We start from the raw sequence: 17,864 nt of genomic DNA, 5'->3' as shown, positions 1-17,864 counted from the left end.
TAAGTTGCAGCCTTCCTGTTCGGCAGATGAGATCGGTTCGAAAGTCCGCCCGGACCGGTGACGGGCCGGAAGCCGTGATCAGGCAACGCCGATGCCAGAATAGGCGAAGCCGTGTTGTTCGGCATCCGCCGATGCGTAGACGTTGCGGAGATCGACGAGGACCGGGGCGCGCATCAGAGCTTTCAGCCGCGCGAGGTCCAGCGCCCGGAACGCGTTCCACTCGGTGACGATCACCAGGGCATCCGCGCCTTCCGCGCAGGCATAGGCGTCCTCGGCATAAGCGACGCCCTGCAGCAGCGGCCGGGCCTGCTCCATCCCCTCCGGATCGTAGGCGACGATCTGTGCACCCGCATCCTGCAACCCGGCGATGATCGACAGCGAGGGCGCGTCGCGCATGTCGTCGGTGTTCGGCTTGAACGTCAAACCCAACAGTGCCACCCGCTTGCCCCGGACGCTCCCGCCGCAGGCCGCGATCACCTTGCGCGCCATCGCCCGCTTCCGCTGGTCGTTGACCGCCACCACCGTCTCGACGATCCGAACCGGCCTGCCGTAATCCTGCGCCGTCTTCACCAGCGCCAGCGTGTCCTTCGGGAAGCACGAGCCGCCATAGCCCGGCCCGGCATGCAGGAACTTGCTACCGATGCGGTTGTCGAGGCCGATGCCGCGGGCGACCTCCTGCACGTTGGCGCCGACCTGCTCGCACAGATCCGCGATCTCGTTGATGAAGGTGATCTTCGTGGCCAGGAACGCGTTGGCGGCGTACTTCGTCAGCTCGGCCGTGCGCCGCCCGGTGAGCAGGATCGGCGCGGCGTTGAGGTAGAGCGGGCGGTAGACCTCCTGCATCACGGCGGCCACTCGGTTGTCCTCGGCGCCGATGACGATGCGGTCGGGCCGCTTGAAGTCGTCGATCGCGGCGCCCTCGCGCAGGAATTCGGGGTTGGAGGCCACACCCACGTCGAGGTCGGGCCGGGCCTCGCGAATGATGCGCTCGACCTCGTCGCCGGTGCCGACGGGGACGGTCGATTTGGTGACGATCACGGTGTAGCCGGTGAGCGCCTCGGCGATCTCGCGGGCCGCGGCGGTGACGTAGGAGAGGTCGGCAAAGCCGTCGCCGCGGCGGGACGGGGTGCCGACCGCGATGAACACGGCCTGGGCGCTCGCTACGGCGGGTCTGAGGTCGGTGGAGAAGGTGAGGCGTTTGGCGCGGACGTTCTCGGCGACGAGGGTGTCGAGGCCGGGCTCGTAGATCGGCATGCGGCCCTCGTTGAGGGCGGCGATCTTGGCCGGATCCTTGTCGATGCAGACGACCTCGTGGCCGAAATCGGCGAGGCAGGCGCCCGACACGAGGCCGACATAGCCCGAGCCAATCATCGCGATGCGCATCGATGTCTCCGCCGGGCCGGCCGGAACGCATCCGGCGTGTTGCAGTGCGGTGTTTAGCCCGGTTCGGGACCGGCGCAAACCGTCGCTCGCGCCGCCAGCCTACAGGCGGTAATGCGCCGCCGCTCGCGAAAGGTTCGGGTTGTAGTAGGGGTCGGCCCGCAGCACAGGCTCCCAGCGCTCGCGCATCACCCGTGATTCGGCCTCGAAGCGGGCGCGCTTCTCCGGCGTGTCCTCGGCGCCCCGGCTCTTCGATTCGTGGTGGACGAGGCGGGCCTGCGGCGTCCAGACGATGCGGTAGCCGGCGGCGCGAATCCGCAGGCACAGATCGACGTCGTTGAAGGCCACGGCGAGATGCGCGGCATCGAAGCCGCCAACCTCGGAAAAGACCGCTGCGCGCATGGCGAGGCAGGCGCCGGTCACCGCCGAGACCTCCTGCGACAACTGCATCCGCGCGAAGTAGCCGGGCTCGCTGCCCGGCAGGCCGAGATGGCTGTGTCCGGCAATCCCGCCGATCCCGAGCACGATCCCCCCATGCTGGATCGTGCCGTCGGGATAGAGGAGCTTTGCACCGACCGCGCCGATCTCGGGGTCGCTCGCGATCGAGGCGAGTTCGGTGAGCCAGCCCGGCTCCAGCACCTCGATGTCGTTGTTGAGGAACAACAGGATCGGGCCTCGCGCCGCGGCCGCTCCCTGGTTCGACAACTCCGAGAAGTTGAACGGACCCGGTGCCGGCAGCACGCGCAGGCGCGGCTCGGACGCATAGCGCGCGAAGAGATCCCGCGTCGCCGGCTCGGTGCTACCGTTATCGACGACGACGACCTCCACGGCCGGATAGTCGGTGCGCGCGAAGAGCCCGTCGAGGACGACGCCGAGCAGTTCCGCCCGGTCGCGGGTCGGGATGACGACCGAGACGAGAGGCGCCGGCTCCGGCAGGGGGCGGACCAGCCGGTTGAACCCCTGCGGTCCTCGCTCGGCCCGGGCGCCCCTGCGCGCGGCCACCTCGGCAAGCGCCCGCAGGCGCGCCGCCTCGGCCCGCGCCAGGGCCCGGTCCGAGAAGGTGCCGGAGCCGGCCGCCGCCCGCCAGTGATAGAGCACCTTCGGGATGTGGCGCACCCGCTCCGCGGCCAGTCCCTCGGTCAGGCGCAGCAGCAGATCGTGATCCTGGCTGCCCTCGAAACCGGGCCTGAGGCCGCCGAGCCGGCGCAGCGTGTCGGTGCGGACCACGCAGAGATGGTTCACGTAGTTCTGGGCCCACAGCAATTCGCGGTCGTAGCCCGACTTGAAATGCGGCTCGAAGCGGCGGTCGCGTCCATCAACCTTGTCCTCGTCACTGTAGATCAGCTCCAGATCCGGATCGGTCCGGATGGCTCCGGCGACCTCGAACAGGGCGTTTTCCGAGAGGAGGTCGTCGTGGTCGAGGAAGGCGGTGTAGGCGCCGCTCGCCAGCGTCAGGGCGTCGTTGGTCGCGCGGGCGATGTGGCCGTTCTGCGATCGGCGCACGGTGCGGATGCGCGGCTCCTCGGCCGCGTGACGGGCGATGAGCCGCGGAATGCGCGGGTCGGTCGAAGCGTCGTCGGCGATGCAGAGTTCCCAGGCCGGGTAGAGCTGGTTCCGCACCGAGCGGATCGCCGCCTCCAGCACGCGCGGATCGGGATCGTGCACCGGCATCAGGACGGAGATCAGCGGCGGCGCCTCCCACTCCGCGATCTCGGCGCGGATGCGCGCCCGCTCCGTCGCCGTGAGACGGTCGAACCGAGCGATCCAGGCCGCGTAGCCGGTCTCGGCCCGGTGGGAGAGGGCCCGCGCGATCAGCCCGCGGGCGCGGACCTTCAAGCCGAGGATACGCCAGTAGACCGCCTGCGCCGTGAGGCCGGGCTGGCGCGTGCCCGCCCGCGCCACGATCCCGAGGCGACCGCGGCGGCGGATGGCGAGGTCCTGCAGCACGAACGGATTGGTCCGCGACAGGGTGCTCAGTCGCAGAGCCGCGACGCCCGGCGGCAACCGGCCGGTCCAGGCGAAGGCGTCGCCGCCCAGCGGCTCCTCGGCCAGCGCCACGTTTCCGCCATCGCCCGAGACCGCGCTGACGAGGGCGCGGGCGATGCCGCCGCTGCCGGCATCGCGCCACGTCACGCTCACCCAGGCACCGCCGAGACCGGCGCCGGAGAGGTCGATGCGTAGCTCGGCCCCGTCCGCACCCGTCACCGGCAGCGCCCGACCCGCGAGCGACGCTATGGCCCCAGCCTGAGCCGCCATCGCCGCTCAGCTCTCCCAGCTCTTCGAGACGGAGGCCCGCACGGCGTCGCTGAGCACGGTGTCATAGACCACCATGTCGCGGGCAAAGCGCATGCCGCGCAGCAGTTCGGCGAGCGCCAGCGTCTCGTTGGGGATCGGCAGGGGGAGCGGTAGCGGCGCCTCGATCCCGATATGGTGGAACGCGGAGGCCATGAACGCCTCGAAGTAGTCGCGGTGGCCGACGACGTCGATGCGGGACAGCACCTCGACCGCGATGATGGAACTGCCCGGCATCAGCCGGTCCTCGGGCACGTGGGTGCTGAGCTGGCGGGTCAGGGGGTTGTAGAGCAGGTGATAGGCCGGCTCCGGCATCATCCGGAACAGCCGCTTCAGGCTCTTCACGTCGGTGAAGTCGTAATCGAGGGTGAAGGCCGCCGCCTCGACGAGATTGCCGAGACGCCAGTGCTGCTCGGCGTTGGCGGCAAGGCTGGCCCGCTCGCGCAGCCAGTACAGGCGGCTCGCCAGTTCCACGAAGGGGTCGTGGATCATCAGCATGGTGAGCGCGCCGCTCTGGACGAAGTGCCCCTCGTAGCGCGGGAAGATGATCGAGCCGGCCATCAGGCAGGAATCGAGGGTGACGGTGTCGAACATCGCCCGCAGAATCTCGTCCGGAAAGCGGCCGATGCCGAAATACGACTGCCGGAAAGAGGGATACAGCGCGGTCTGGATCACCGTTTCCGGGCGGATATGCCCGTTGAGCAGGATGACCTTCTTGTCGGTGAGGCCCGTCCGCGGCAGCCGCCGGTAGATCAACACATTGGTGTCGACATCGTAGATCTCGAGCCGCTCGATGCCGGGAAGGCCCGGCACGTCGGTCTCGCGGACCTCGAAATGGCACTGCCCGGTCGCGTGCCAGCCGAATCGGACGAAGTTCGGGTCGGCGTGGATCGCAGAGACCTCCGCCACGCGGCGCCCCTCGATGCAGATGGAGACCCGGCTGATCGCCTGCGGGTTGTCCGGCACCACCCAGCCCCGGATCACGTCGCCCTCGTCGGACGAAAGGAGAAACCGCATCCCTAGCTCGCCGTCCTCGGCCCCGTGCTGATCGGGCCGCGCGTCCCGCGGCGCACTCTTAGCCGATTTTTGCCGCTTGCGTGCAATGGGCCGCGACGGGCCCCCGGCATCCACGAGACGGCGGCGGGTGTTTCGACGGCGGGCAAACGATTCCGCCAACGTCCCGCTTGCGGAGCCGCGCGGCACCGGCTATAGCCGCGGCCTCGCAGGACACCGGGGCCACCCGGACGGCTTGCAGGGGCGCGTAGCTCAGCGGGAGAGCACTACCTTGACATGGTAGGGGTCACAGGTTCGATCCCTGTCGCGCCCACCATCCCCCCTCCAGGGGATGATCGAGTAGACCAAGGCTCCGGAGACGGGGCCTTTTTCTTTGGCTCGAACCTTCGGCGGATTTTTGCGGGTGCGGGCCTTGGCGCCGGTTCCGCTCGAACGAAAAAACCCCGCCGTCTCCGGCGGGGCTTTCTCACTCTGGTTTCCGATCCCGAGGGAGCGAAGGTTCAGGCGTGGGCGAGGGCCGCGTTCGGCACCGCCGCGTTGTTGTTGAGGTGGTGCTGCTTCAGCATCGGCCGCAGCACGGCGATGGCGAGCGCCGCCGCGATCAGGTCCATCACCGCCACGGTGTAGAGCACCGTCGACCACGTGCCCGTCGCCTGCATGATCAGGTTCCCGACCGGCACGAACAGCGCGGCAAAGCCCTTGGCGCAGTAGAGGACGCCGTAGATCTTGCCGATATGCTTCGAGCCGAAGGTGTCGGCGGCCGTGGCGCTGAACAGCGAGTAGACCTCGCCCCAGGCAAGGAACACGATGCCCGACAGGATCACGAAGGCCCAGGGGTTCGAGCCGAAGTAGCCCAGCGCCACGATGCCGATGCCCTCCATCGAGAAGGCGATGAACATCGTCTTCTCACGGCCGATCCGGTCGGAGATGAAGCCGAACAGCGGACGCGAGATGCCGTTCATGACGCGGTCGAGCATCAGGGCGAAGGGCAGCGCGGCCATGGCGAAGAAGTACAGGTTGACCTGGAAGTTCTTCACGCCGAGGTCGGTCGCGATGACGCCGAGCTGCGCCACCGCCATCAGGCCGCCGGTGACCGTGCAGGTGAACATCAGCAGCATGACGTAGAAGACCGGTGTGCGCAGGGCCTCGCCGAGGGTGTAGTCGCGGCGGGTCTGCAGCACCTTGGTCGAGAACTTCACTTCGTCCTTGGCCGGCGAGCGCATGAACAGCGAGGCCAGGATGATGACCGAACCCTGGATCAGGCCGAAGGTGAAGAACGCCTGGGCGTAGCTGCCGGCATCGATCATCTTGGCGATCGGGATGATCGTCAGGGCCGAGCCCGCGCCGTAGCCGCCCGCAGTGAGGCCGACGGCGAGGCCGCGCTTGTCCGGGAACCACTTCAGGGCGTTGTTGATGCAGGTGGCGTAGACGCAGCCGACGCCGATGCCGCCGAGGACCGAGCCGATGTAGAAGCCGGTCAGCGAGGTGGCGTAGGAGTTCATCACCCAGGCCGCGCCCGTCATCAGGCCGCCGAACATCACGACCCGGCTCGGGCCGTACTTATCGATGAAGTAACCCTCGATCGGCGTCAGCCAGGTCTGGACGACGACGAAGATCGTGAAGGCCACCTGGATCGCGGCGCGATCCCAGCCGAAGGTCTTCTGGATTTCGGGAACGAACAGAGTCCAGGCGTACTGAATGTTGGCTGCAGCCACCATGCAGACGACGCCGAAGATGATTTGCAGCCATCGGTTCGAAGACGGTACCGGCCGATCCGGGGCAATGGACGACAATGCCATGAGCGTGCTCCCTCGTTCCTGCACAGACGTGAAGGCCTGTTGCGTAGGTTTGGCGTGATGGGCTTGAGAGGTGTCGGTGCAGGTTGTTGCGATTCCTCGGTCTGCCCGATGAATTCGAGGGGCTATCTCGTCCCGGGCAGTGGTATGCATTATTTGGTATACCAGCCATGCAGGCAAGCGAAATAATGCGCAATCTGACACGAAAGTGACGGCGCGGAAGGATGAAAAGCCGAGGCTCAACCGGAAACGCGCGCGGCGGCTCGCGAGAATGGCGCTTCACTGCCCGTGAAATGCCGGATCTAAAGCGATCCGGCGCCTATTCCGTGAGCAGTCGCGGCCTATGGACGAGGGTGAGGGCCGAATCGTTGAGGGGCCAACTCTTCGATTCGTCTTGGCGAAGACCGTTCCGGTGGGGCCGTCGCCTCCCTCGTTACGCTGGTGTCGGTTCGCAATAGACAGATCGTTCGGAGCGGCCTGCGCTCGACCTCGAAGGGTCTCGCGCGGGCGCCGTTCTTGCTTGAGGGCGCGGGCGGAGCGGGCCGGGTGCTCATGACCGCACGAAACCACCTCGACAGGCCGCGCGATCCTTGCATCCTGTCGAGCGAGGCCAAGGAACCCGTCGATGCCCTATCGCCACACCGTCGGCCCCCGCACCCACGTCTTCGCCGATCTGGCGACGCTGATGGCCAAGGCGACGCCGGTGCGCTCCGGCGATTGCCTCGCGGGCATTGCCGCCGAATCGGCCGAAGAGAACATGGCCGCCCGCTGGTGCCTCGCCGAGGTGCCGCTCAAGGAGATCCTGGCCCGTCCGCTGATCCCCTACGAGGAGGACGACGTCACCCGCCTGATTCTCGACGACCACGACGAGGCGGCGTTCGCCGAGATCGCGGGTCTGACAGTCGGGGATTTCCGCGAGTTCCTGCTCACCGCCTCCTCCGGGACGCTGGCGCGGATCGCGCCGGGCGTCACGCCGGAGATCGCCGCCGCGGTCTGCAAGATCATGCGCAATCAGGATCTGATCCTGGTCGCGAAGAAGTGCCGCGTGGTCACCCGCTTCCGCAACACGATCGGCCTACCCGGCACCCTCGCGGTGCGGCTCCAGCCCAACCACCCGACCGACGATCCGGCGGGCGTCACCGCCTCGATCCTCGACGGCCTCTCCTACGGTTGTGGTGACGCGGTGATCGGCATCAACCCGGTCTCCGACTCGATCCAGACGATGGGGACGCTGCTGAGCCTGTTCGATGGCATCATCGACCGGTTGGAGATCCCGACGCAGGCCTGCGTGCTCACTCACGTCACGACGACCCTCGACGCGATGAACCGCGGCCTGCCGGTCGATCTCGTGTTCCAGTCGATCGCCGGCACGCAGCGGGCCAATGCCAGCTTCGGCGTCACGCTGCCGATCCTGCAGGAGGCGCATGAGGCGGCGCTCGCGCTCAAGCGCGGCACGCTCGGCGACAACGTGATGTATTTCGAGACCGGCCAGGGTTCGGCCCTCTCGGCGGACGCCCATCACGGCATCGACCAGCAGACGCTGGAGGCGCGCGCCTACGCGGTCGCCCGCCGCTACCGGCCGCTCCTCGTCAACACGGTGGTCGGCTTCATCGGGCCGGAATACCTCTACAACGGCAAGGAGATCATCCGCGCCGGGCTGGAGGACCATTTCTGCGGCAAGCTGATGGGCGTGCCGCTCGGTGTGGACGTCTGCTACACCAATCACGCCGAGGCCGATCAGGACGACATGGACACGCTGCTGACCCTGCTGGGCGCGGCGGGCTGCACCTACGTGATGGGCATTCCCGGCGCCGACGACGTGATGCTGAACTACCAATCCACCTCGTTCCACGACCAGCTTTACATCCGCGAGGTGCTCGGCCTGAGGCGCGCACCGGAATTCGAGGAATGGCTCGCCCGCATCGGCCTCACCGACGCGGACGGCGCGCTCCTGCCCGGCGGGGCCGACGCCCGCCTGCTCACCGCCGCGCCGGGGCTGGCCGCATGAACGCCGCGAGCGACGACCTTTGGCAGCGGCTGGCCCGCCTCACCCCCGCTCGGATCGGTCTCGGCCGCGCAGGCGCCGGCCTGCCGACCCGCGAAGTGCTGAAATTCGGCCTCGCCCACGCCCAGGCGCGCGACGCCGTGCATACGCCGATGGACGCCGCCGCGATCGCCGAGGCCATCGAAGCGCTGGGCCTGCCGACCGTGACCGTGACCTCCGGTGCGGAGGATCGCGCGACCTACCTGCGCCGCCCCGATTACGGGCGCCGCCTCTCCCCGGAGAGCCGGAAGGCCCTGTCCGGCTCCGCATCCGAGCCCGTCGATCTCGCGATCGTGGTGGCAGACGGTCTGTCGGCACGCGCGGTCCACGAGGGTGCCGCCGCGCTGCTCGCCGCCTTCAAGCCCCACGCGGAGGCGGCCGGCTGGCGCCTTGCCCCGGTGACCATCGCGACCCAGGCGCGCGTCGCGCTGGGGGACGCGGCCGGCGCAGCGCTGCGAGCCCGCGCGGTGGTGGTGGTGATCGGCGAACGTCCCGGCCTGTCCTCGCCCGACAGCCTCGGCCTCTACGTCACCTTCGATCCGAAGCCCGGACGCTCGGATGCGGAACGAAATTGCATCTCGAACGTCCGGCCCGCCGGCCTGAGTTTCGAGCTTGCCGCGTTCAAGCTGAACTGGCTCCTGAGTCAGGCCTACTCTCGCGGGCTGACGGGCGTGAATCTCAAGGACGAGAGCGATCGGTTGCTTGAGGCTGCCGCGCCGGATCCTGCCATCGGCGGACGCTGAGTGATTTCATCGGAGATTTGGGCGGCGCCCCGCGAAAGGGTCGTCGGCTTTCAAGAGAAGACAAGTGTCGGCACTGTCGAGGTTGTTCGCGAAGCCTGAATTGCACGCGCCGATGCCGCTAAAATTTTATCTGAAAATAGCCCTTTTGCAGGACCGCGCGAGGGTGTGCGCGCGTTGATTTCGCGAAGTCTTCCCAGAGCCGACGCAAGCTCGGCTGTTGCGGCCCTGACACACCGCGAAAGCAACCTGACTTTGCCTTGAGCTGTGCCTTTGAGCGCCGCAATCCCACCATAAACCGGGACGACTTCCGGGGTCGCGGTAAACGCTGTCGCTCCAACGCCTTACCGCAGAGTTTCGAGGACGTCGAAGGACGTTTTTCCACGCTGGACCGTAACGGTCCGCGCGGACCTCGGGGGCGTAACGGGACCGGGGCACGAGATCAGCGATGGACGCGCGTCAGACCGACAAGTCGAAGCTGCCGAGCCGGCACGTGACGGAGGGGCCCGAGCGGGCGCCGCACCGCTCGTATCTCTATGCTATGGGCCTGACCACCGAGCAGATCCACCAGCCGCTCGTCGGCGTGGCCTCGTGCTGGAACGAGGCGGCGCCCTGCAACATCTCGCTGATGCGCCAGGCTCAGGCCGTGAAGAAGGGCGTGGCCGCCGCCAAGGGCACCCCGCGCGAGTTCTGCACCATCACCGTCACCGATGGCATCGCTATGGGACACGGCGGCATGCGCGCCTCGCTGCCGTCGCGCGAGGTCATCGCCGACTCGGTCGAGCTGACGATCCGCGGCCATTCCTACGATGCGCTCGTGGGGTTGGCCGGCTGCGACAAGTCCCTGCCCGGCATGATGATGGCCATGGTGCGCCTCAACGTGCCCTCGATCTTCATCTATGGCGGCTCGATCCTGCCGGGCTCCTTCCGCGGCCGGCCGGTGACCGTGCAGGACCTGTTTGAGGCGGTCGGCAAGGTCGCCGTCGGCGACATGAGCCTCGACGACCTCGACGAGTTGGAGCGGGTCGCCTGTCCCTCGGCCGGCGCCTGCGGCGCGCAGTTCACCGCCAACACCATGGCGACCGTCTCGGAAGCCATCGGCCTCGCGCTGCCCTACTCGGCCGGCGCCCCCGCGCCCTACGAGATCCGCGACCAATTCTGCGCCGCCGCCGGCGAGAAGGTCATGGAGCTGATCGCCAAGAACATCCGCCCGCGCGACATCGTCACCCGCAAGGCGCTCGAGAACGCCGCCGCGACGGTCGCGGCCTCGGGCGGCTCGACCAACGCGGCGCTGCACCTGCCGGCGATCGCGCATGAATGCGGCATCGAGTTCACCCTGTTCGACGTCGCCGAGATCTTCCGCAAGACGCCCTACATCGCCGACCTGAAGCCCGGCGGGCGCTATGTCGCCAAGGACATGTTCGAGGTCGGCGGCATCCCGCTGCTGATGAAAACGCTGCTCGATCACGGTTTTCTGCACGGCGATTGCCTGACGGTGACCGGCCGCACCATCGCGGAGAACCTCGCCAAGGTCGCCTGGAACCCCGATCAGGACGTGGTGTACCCGGCCGACAAGCCCATCACCGTCACCGGCGGCGTGGTGGGCCTTCGCGGCAACCTCGCGCCCGAGGGCGCGATCGTGAAGGTCGCCGGCATGCCGGCCGAAGCCCAGGTCTTCACCGGCCCCGCCCGCGTCTTCGACGGCGAAGAGGCCTGTTTCGAAGCGGTGCAGAACCGCGCCTACAAGCCCGGCGAGGTTCTGGTCATCCGGTACGAGGGCCCGAAGGGAGGCCCCGGGATGCGCGAAATGCTCTCGACCACGGCCGCCCTCTACGGCCAGGGCATGGGTGACAAGGTGGCGCTGATCACCGACGGGCGCTTCTCCGGCGCAACCCGCGGCTTCTGCGTCGGCCATGTCGGCCCCGAGGCTGCCATCGGCGGGCCGATCGGCCTCCTGCGCGACGGCGACATCATCACGCTGGACGCGATTCATGGCACGCTGGACGTGGCGCTCTCCGACGAGGAGTTCGCTCAGCGCCGCGCGGAATGGACGCCGCGGGGCAATGCCGCGACCTCCGGCTATCTCTGGAAGTACGCGCAGACCGTCGGGCCTGCGGTGAACGGCGCCGTCACCCATCCGGGCGGCGCGGGGGAGACGAACGTCTATGCCGATATCTAGAACCGTCCCTCTCCGGCCCACGCGGCCGGCCGGGGTCGATCTAGGTCGGCTCCGCGCGGGTCTGCTCGCCGGCTTCCTCGGCTTCGCGCTGACGCTCGCCGCCGTCGATCCCGGCACCGCGCTCGACGCGACCGCCCGCACTCCGGTGCCCGAGAAGGGTTTTCGCTCGGGTCGCGATGCCTTGAGATCAGGCGTGCGCGACTACAACGCGGGCGACAAGCAGGGCGCCGTGCGGGCGCTGGAATACGCCGCCGATCAAGGCCAGACCCTGGCTTTGTGGAAGCTCGGCCGCATGTATGCGGACGGTGACGGCGTGCCCCACGACGACCTCAAGGCGTTCGAGTATTTCTCGCGCATCGCCGACGACAACACCGACGATTCGCCCGACACCCCGAATTCGGGCGTGGTGGCGAGCGCCTTCAACGCGCTCGGCACCTACTTCCTGGAGGGAATCAAGGGCACCTACGTGCGCCCGAGCGCCGAGCGCGCCTACGACATGTTCAACTACGCGGCGTCGTATTTCGGCGACCCCAACGCGCAGTACAACCTCGCCCGGCTCTATCTCGACGGCACCGGCGTCGAGCAGGATCCGCGCAAGGCCGCGCGCTGGTTCAACCTCGCCGCCGAGAAGGGCCACCGCCCGGCCCAGGCGCTGCTCGGCGACATGCTCGTCAACGGCACCGGTGTGCAGCGCCAGCCCGTGAAGGGCCTGACCTGGCTCGCCATCGCCCGCGGCGGGGCGCAGGGCGCGGCGGACACCTGGATCGTCAATCTCTACGACAAGGCCTGGACCTCGGCGAGCGAGGCCGACCGGGCGGATGCGATGACCCAGGCGCAGTCGCTGTCGACGGGCTCGACCCGGCGGCGGCGGTAACCGCTAACCCTCCCTCTTCTGCGGGAGGGCTTACGGCGGCCTCAGTCGTCCCTCAGTTCCACCGTCACCGGCACGTGGTCCGACGGCTTCTCCAGCCCGCGCAGGTGGCGCTGCACCGAGGCCGAGACGAGGCGGTCGGCGGCTTGCGGCGAGAGCAGCAGGTGGTCGATGCGGATGCCCTGGTTCCGCGGCCAGCAGCCGGCCTGATAGTCCCAGAAGGTGTAGAGGCCGGCGCTCGGCTCGCAGGCTCTCAGGCCATCCGTAAAACCTTCCGCCAGGAGCGCGCGGAAGGCGCGGCGGGTCTCGGGCAGGAACAGCGCGTCCTGCGTCCAGGCGGTGGGGTCGGCGGCGTCCTCGGGCTCGGGGATGACGTTGAAGTCGCCCGCCAGCACCAGCGCCTCCTCCGTCGTCATCAGGGCGCGGGCATGCGCCCGCAGGCGGGCCATGAAGGCGAGCTTGTAGCTGTATTTCGGCCCCGGCGCCGGGTTGCCGTTCGGCAGGTAGATCGAGGCGACACGCACCGGCGCCACGCCCTCGCCGTGTACCAGCGCCTCGATATAGCGGGCCTGCTCGTCCTCGGCGTCGCCCGGCAGGCCGCGCAGCAACTGAGTGTGTTGCAGCGGGGCGCGCACCAAGAGGGCGACGCCGTTATAGGCCTTCTGCCCCAGTGTCTCGACCGCGTAGCCCGCCGCCTCGATCTCCTCGCGGGGGAAGGACGCGTCCTGGCATTTCAGCTCTTGCAGGCAGACCACGTCGGGCTTGGCCTCGTCGAGGAAGCCCAGCAGGTGGCCGACCCGCTGCTTGATCGAATTGACGTTCCAGGTGGTGATCCGCATGGGGCTCGGAGGAGGCTCGGCCGGAGGGGCTCCCGTCATCGGGCCTTCGCGCGGCCCTGGCAAGGCGATCGCGAGGAGAGACTCCATGGATGCGTCGTGGTTCGAGCCGGTGCGGGCTTATTGCGAGCGCGGCGATACCGGCTTCTGGGCCGAGCCGGTCAATGCCCTGACGAACGCGGCCTTCCTGATCGCGGCCTGGCTCGCGGCGCGGCGCGCCCGCGGCGACGGGCCGGTTCTGGCGCTGGCCGCCGTGACCTTCGTGGTGGGGATCGGCTCGTTCCTGTTCCACACCCTGGCCAACCGCTGGTCGATGCTGGCCGACGTGATCCCGATCGCCGTCTTCATCTACGGCTACTTCGCGCTGGCCATGGCCCGCTTCTTCGGCCTCCGGCCGGTGGCGGCGACCGCCCTCACGCTGGCGTTTGCCGCCCTCGGCTTCGGCCTGACGCCGGCCCTCGATGCGTTGACCGGGCGCCCGGTCTCGGACCTGACCAACGGCTCGGTCGATTACGCCCCGGCGATCCTGGCACTCCTCGGCGTCGGCCTCGCCCTCCTGAAGCGGGCACCCGGCACCGCCCGCTCGGTGCTCGTGACCGCCGGGATCTTCCTCGTGTCGCTGACCTTCCGCACGGTCGATGTCGGCGTCTGCGCGCGCCTGCCGCTCGGCACGCATTTCCTCTGGCACGCGCTCAACGCGGTGGTGCTCTACCGCCTGCTGATCGCGGCGACCCGGTTCAGAGACTGAGGCTCAAGTTCCGGGATCGCAAGGGATCATTCCTTTGCCGGGGGATCGGGGCGGCGCCCTGATCCCCTTTCACCAGGGCTCTGCCCTGGACCCGCGAAAGGACTTGTCCTTTCGAAACCTGGGTTTCTTCAGCCGCCGATCCCACGAGCCTTCAGGCTGTCGCCGATCTCCTCCAGGGCGGCCGGGTCCTCGATGGTCGGCGGCATCGCGTAATCCTCGCCGTCGGCGATGCGCTTCATCGTGCCGCGCAGGATCTTGCCCGAGCGAGTCTTCGGCAGGCGTCCCACGGTGAGCGCCAGCTTGAAGGCGGCTACGGGGCCGATCTCCTCGCGCACCCGGGCGACGAGTTCGCGCTCGACCGTCTCGGCGTCCTTGGCGACGCCGGATTTGAGCACCACGAAGCCGCAGGGCGCCTCTCCTTTCAGCGCGTCGCGGATGCCGATCACTGCGCATTCGGCGACATCCGGATGCGCGGCGAGCACCGCCTCCATGCCGCCGGTGGAGAGGCGGTGGCCGGCGACGTTGATGATGTCGTCGGTCCGGCCCAGCACCGTGAAGTAGCCGTCCTCATCCACCACGCCCGCATCCGAGGTGTCGTAGAAGCCGGGGAAGGTGGAGAGGTAGCTCTGGCGGAAGCGCTCGTCCGAGCCCCAAAGGGTCGGTAGACAGCCCGGCGGCAGCGGGAGCTTCACGGCGATGGTGCCCATCGTGCCGGAGGGAACCGGCTTGCCCGATTCGTCCAGCACGTGGAGGTCGTAGCCCGGCATCGGCTTGGCGGTGGAGCCGTACTTCACCGGCAATCGCTCGATGCCGACCGGGTTGCCGGCGATCGCCCAGCCGGTCTCGGTCTGCCACCAATGGTCGATCACCGGCCGGTCCAGCGCCCGCTCGGCCCAGGCCACCGAGTCCGGGTCGGCCCGTTCGCCGGCCAGGAACAGGGCGCGGAACTTGGACAGATCGTAGCCGGCGATCCGTTCGGCCCGCGGGTCTTCCTTCTTGATCGCGCGCAGGGCCGTGGGGGCCGTGAACAAGGTCGCGGCGCCGTGCTCGGCGGTGACCCGCCAGAAGGCGCCGGCATCCGGCGTGCCGACCGGCTTGCCCTCGTAGAGCACCGTGGTGCAACCGTGCAGCAGCGGCGCGTAGACGATGTAGGAGTGGCCCACCACCCAGCCGATGTCGGAGGCGCAGAAATAGACCTCGCCGGGCGCGACGCCGTAGAGATTCGTCATCGACCACGCCAGCGCGACGCAATAGCCGCCGCTGTCGCGCACCACGCCCTTGGGGCGCCCGGTCGTGCCGGAGGTGTAGAGGATATAGAGCGGGTCGGTCGCCGCGACCGGCACCGGATCGGCCCGCCGCCCGGCCGCGCGCGCCCGCGCGACGGTCTCCGCCCAGTCCCGGTCGCGGCCCTCGACGAGGCCCGCCTCGCCTTGCGGGCGCTGCAGGATCAGGCAGGCGTCGGGCTTGTGGGCCGAGCGGGCGATCGCCGCATCGAGCAGGGGCTTGTAGGCGACGACGCGGGCCGGCTCGATGCCGCAGGAGGCGGCCAGGATCACCTTGGGCGCCGCATCCTCGATGCGGGCGGCAAGTTCGTTGGCGGCAAACCCGCCGAACACCACCGAATGGATCGCCCCGATCCGGGCGCAGGCCAGCATCCCGAACAGGGCTTCGGGCACCATCGGCATGTAGATCACCACCCGGTCGCCCTTGGTCACGCCGAGGTCGGCGAGGATGCCGGCGAGCACCGCCACCTCGTCGTGAAGCTCCCCGTAAGTGATGCGGCGCTTGGTGCCGGTGACGGGCGAATCGTGGATGATCGCGGGCTGGTCGGCGCGCCCTCCCTCCGCGTGCCGATCGACGGCGTTGCGGCAGACATTGAGCTGCGCATCCGGAAACCAGCGGCCGTAGACGCCCTGCTCGGCATCGAAGGCGCGGGTCGGGGCGACGTCCCAATCGATCGCCGCCGCAGCCTTCAACCAGAAGCCGTTCCGATCCGCGAGCGAGGCGGCGTGGACGGCGGCGTAGGCGCCCTCGGGGGCGGACGACGTGGCGGCGGACATCGGCGGTTCCTCGCGCGGCCTGTTGATCGGCCTGTTCGAGGGCGATGATAGCGCGGTTTTGGCCGTAGCGCGCCCAACGGCGCTGTCTCAGAGACGTGTACCCCCGCAAAGCAGAACCGCCGCGCTGGTGGCCCAGGCGGCGGTGACGGTTGTGTCCGAGGTGGGAGAAGAGTCGGAGCCGGCGGCGCCTCCCGGTGCGAAGCCGGCCGGGGCGTCGCTAGTGGAGGGTATCCCCGCGCAGGCGCTCGATTTCGTCCTTGAGGTGCAGTTTCTTACGCTTGAGTTCGGCGATGCGCAGATCGTCGCTGGCAAGGGATTGCATCGCGTGGTGAAGCTCGCGCTCGAGGGCTTCGTGCTTGGCGGCGAGCTGGCTCAAATGCGTCTGCAAGGACATGAGGGATCGCTCCTGTCACAGTTTCCGACCGCGGTAGACTGGCACAGGATGGAGCGCGTGTCGAAGCCATTCGACGGCAAAGTGGATGCACCGCTAACAAGGTGATTTCAAATCTTTCGGAGTGGGACGGCAGGCTGACCTTGACCGTTTCAAGCTCCGACGAGACGGGAGAACCGGGCTCCACGCCTTGCTCCGGCGGGAAGCTTGGCGCATGGTCGCGCCCGGTCAAGGCCGGTGGTGTGTTTCGAGCGATGATGGCGGACGAGATTGCCAACGACGCGGTCGCGGATCCGGCCGGCGAGCTGACGCGGTTGCGCGAAGAGCACCGGGATCTCGACGAGGCGATCGAGGCTTTGAAGGTCAGCGTCGCCGTCGATCAGCTTCAGTTGCAGAGGCTCAAGAAGCGCAAGCTGGTCTTGCGCGACCGGATCACGCATCTGGAAGACCAGATCACGCCGGACATCATCGCGTAACGCGCAACGCCAGGAAGGGCAGGGCCTTCCTGGCGAAGTTTTCGTCGATCTGCTGACTAAATGACTAAATTACTTGGCGAGGTAGGCCGAGACGCTCGACACCCGGGTTCCGACGAGGCGAACCGCCTTGCGCAGGCGCTCGTCGGAGACCTGAAGCAGGTCGGCCCAGTGCTTCCGGGTGGTGCTGTCGTGGATATCGATATGGGTTGCAGTGCGGGCGCGCGTGGTCTGGTCCGCGGAGGACATTTGAGAGCTCGCTGAGGTAAGGGGCCCGGCCGCTGATGGCCGTTTCCTGCACAACGCGGTCGGTCGATTTCGGCTCCGCCCGGTTCGGCGAGAATCGGGGGATTTTCACAGGGCGTCGCCGGTATCTCCGCCCCACTGCAAAGGCGCGGCAGGGGCGAAGCTTGCTCCCTGTGGCCGGCCGGCATTTCAAGCGTTTGCGCGGTCTCGCCTTGCCGGGGTGCGGGCCCCCCTGTTATTCGGCGTTCTCGCGGGCCGACGGGCCCGCTTCCTCGTAATGGGCCAGACGACGATGCTGGGATCGCCCCCGGTCGCGATCATCATGGGAAGCCAGTCGGACTGGGCGACCATGCGCAACGCCGCCGAGACGCTGGACGCGCTCGGCGTCGCCTACGATGCCCGCATCGTCTCGGCCCACCGCACCCCGGACCGGCTCGTCGCTTTCGCCAAGGGCGCGCGGGAGGCCGGCTTCAAGGTGGTGATCGCGGGCGCGGGCGGCGCGGCGCATCTGCCGGGCATGACGGCGGCGATGACCTCGCTGCCGGTCTTCGGCGTTCCGGTCGAGTCGAAGGCGCTCTCGGGGCAGGACAGCCTGCTTTCCATCGTGCAGATGCCCGCCGGCATTCCCGTCGGCACCCTGGCGATCGGCCGGGCCGGAGCCGTCAACGCCGCCCTGCTCGCCGCCGCCGTGCTGGCGCTCACCGATGCCGATCTCGCCGAACGGCTCGAAGCGTGGCGCGCCCGCCAGACCGAGTCCGTCGCCGAACGGCCGGATTCCTCTCAAGCCTGACAAC

The 17,864-nt window shown here is 68.6% G+C and carries 15 protein-coding genes and 1 tRNA gene; 8 read left to right on the top strand and 8 right to left on the bottom strand.

All coding sequences use genetic code 11. The annotated features are described in order from the left end of the window. Positions 1–78 precede the first annotated feature (78 nt). From J2W78_RS19250 to J2W78_RS19240, 3 genes are all read right to left on the bottom strand, one after another. Positions 79–1,383 (bottom strand): UDP-glucose dehydrogenase family protein, encoded by a 1,305-nt coding sequence (locus J2W78_RS19250; RefSeq protein WP_253373126.1) that lies wholly within the window; start codon positions 1,381–1,383, stop codon positions 79–81. 99 nt (positions 1,384–1,482) lie between these two features. Further along, on the bottom strand, positions 1,483–3,636 hold the full coding sequence (locus tag J2W78_RS19245) for a glycosyltransferase family 2 protein (RefSeq protein WP_253373125.1): 2,154 nt from the start codon (positions 3,634–3,636) through the stop codon (positions 1,483–1,485). Positions 3,637–3,642: 6 nt separating this feature from the next. Continuing rightward, positions 3,643–4,689 carry a hypothetical protein gene (locus J2W78_RS19240; RefSeq protein WP_253373123.1) on the bottom strand — a complete coding sequence of 349 codons (1,047 nt, stop codon included), beginning with the start codon at positions 4,687–4,689 and terminating at the stop codon, positions 3,643–3,645. Positions 4,690–4,927: 238 nt separating this feature from the next. Between J2W78_RS19240 and J2W78_RS19235 the strand changes: the two genes are divergently transcribed. Beyond that, positions 4,928–5,002 (top strand) — tRNA-Val (locus tag J2W78_RS19235). A gap of 184 nt (positions 5,003–5,186) precedes the next feature. Here the strand turns inward: J2W78_RS19235 and oxlT are convergent. Next, complete coding sequence (gene oxlT / locus J2W78_RS19230) at positions 5,187–6,485, bottom strand: oxalate/formate MFS antiporter (RefSeq protein ID WP_301288615.1); 1,299 nt, start codon at positions 6,483–6,485, stop codon at positions 5,187–5,189. Between the two features lie 622 nt (positions 6,486–7,107). On the opposite strand from oxlT, the gene J2W78_RS19225 reads away from it, so the two are divergent. The 4 genes from J2W78_RS19225 (at position 7,108) to J2W78_RS19210 (ending at position 12,319) form a co-directional block, all read left to right on the top strand. Continuing rightward, positions 7,108–8,490 carry an ethanolamine ammonia-lyase subunit EutB gene (locus tag J2W78_RS19225; RefSeq protein WP_253373121.1) on the top strand — a complete coding sequence of 461 codons (1,383 nt, stop codon included), beginning with the start codon at positions 7,108–7,110 and terminating at the stop codon, positions 8,488–8,490. Then, positions 8,487–9,269, top strand: coding sequence for an ethanolamine ammonia-lyase subunit EutC (gene eutC, locus J2W78_RS19220; protein ID WP_253373118.1), 783 nt, complete (start codon positions 8,487–8,489; stop codon positions 9,267–9,269). The genes J2W78_RS19225 and eutC overlap by 4 nt, the downstream gene beginning before the upstream one ends. A gap of 445 nt (positions 9,270–9,714) precedes the next feature. Continuing rightward, positions 9,715–11,445, top strand: a complete 1,731-nt coding sequence (ilvD, locus tag J2W78_RS19215; protein ID WP_253373116.1) for a dihydroxy-acid dehydratase — start codon at positions 9,715–9,717, stop codon at positions 11,443–11,445. After that, positions 11,432–12,319, top strand: coding sequence for a tetratricopeptide repeat protein (locus J2W78_RS19210; protein WP_253373114.1), 888 nt, complete (start codon positions 11,432–11,434; stop codon positions 12,317–12,319). The genes ilvD and J2W78_RS19210 overlap by 14 nt, the downstream gene beginning before the upstream one ends. 41 nt (positions 12,320–12,360) lie before the next feature. Here J2W78_RS19210 and xth read toward each other — a convergent pair whose 3' ends face one another. After that, positions 12,361–13,155 (bottom strand): exodeoxyribonuclease III, encoded by a 795-nt coding sequence (xth, locus tag J2W78_RS19205; RefSeq protein ID WP_253373112.1) that lies wholly within the window; start codon positions 13,153–13,155, stop codon positions 12,361–12,363. An 85-nt stretch (positions 13,156–13,240) separates the two neighbouring features. Here xth and J2W78_RS19200 point away from each other — a divergent pair, with 85 nt between their 5' ends. Beyond that, on the top strand, positions 13,241–13,900 hold the full coding sequence (locus tag J2W78_RS19200; protein ID WP_253373110.1) for a ceramidase domain-containing protein: 660 nt from the start codon (positions 13,241–13,243) through the stop codon (positions 13,898–13,900). Between the two features lie 128 nt (positions 13,901–14,028). Here J2W78_RS19200 and J2W78_RS19195 read toward each other — a convergent pair whose 3' ends face one another. Then, a complete protein-coding gene (locus J2W78_RS19195; protein WP_253373108.1) occupies positions 14,029–15,960 on the bottom strand; it encodes a propionyl-CoA synthetase in 1,932 nt (643 codons plus the stop codon). Between the two features lie 217 nt (positions 15,961–16,177). After that, on the bottom strand, positions 16,178–16,354 hold the full coding sequence (locus J2W78_RS19190) for a YdcH family protein (protein WP_003603176.1): 177 nt from the start codon (positions 16,352–16,354) through the stop codon (positions 16,178–16,180). Positions 16,355–16,605: 251 nt separating this feature from the next. Here J2W78_RS19190 and J2W78_RS19185 point away from each other — a divergent pair, with 251 nt between their 5' ends. Then, a complete protein-coding gene (locus J2W78_RS19185; RefSeq protein WP_003603178.1) occupies positions 16,606–16,827 on the top strand; it encodes a YdcH family protein in 222 nt (73 codons plus the stop codon). A 69-nt stretch (positions 16,828–16,896) separates the two neighbouring features. Here J2W78_RS19185 and J2W78_RS19180 read toward each other — a convergent pair whose 3' ends face one another. Beyond that, the gene (locus J2W78_RS19180; protein ID WP_082482298.1) at positions 16,897–17,073 is read right to left on the bottom strand and encodes a DUF3606 domain-containing protein; all 177 of its coding nucleotides are present in this window, start codon (positions 17,071–17,073) and stop codon (positions 16,897–16,899) included. A 289-nt stretch (positions 17,074–17,362) separates the two neighbouring features. On the opposite strand from J2W78_RS19180, the gene purE reads away from it, so the two are divergent. Beyond that, on the top strand, positions 17,363–17,860 hold the full coding sequence (purE, locus tag J2W78_RS19175; protein WP_253373106.1) for a 5-(carboxyamino)imidazole ribonucleotide mutase: 498 nt from the start codon (positions 17,363–17,365) through the stop codon (positions 17,858–17,860). Positions 17,861–17,864 lie beyond the last annotated feature (4 nt).

The organism is Methylorubrum extorquens (assembly GCF_024169925.1).
GTDB classification, from domain to species: domain Bacteria; phylum Pseudomonadota; class Alphaproteobacteria; order Rhizobiales; family Beijerinckiaceae; genus Methylobacterium; species Methylobacterium extorquens_A.
This window is presented reverse-complemented; position numbering and strand designations above follow the sequence as displayed.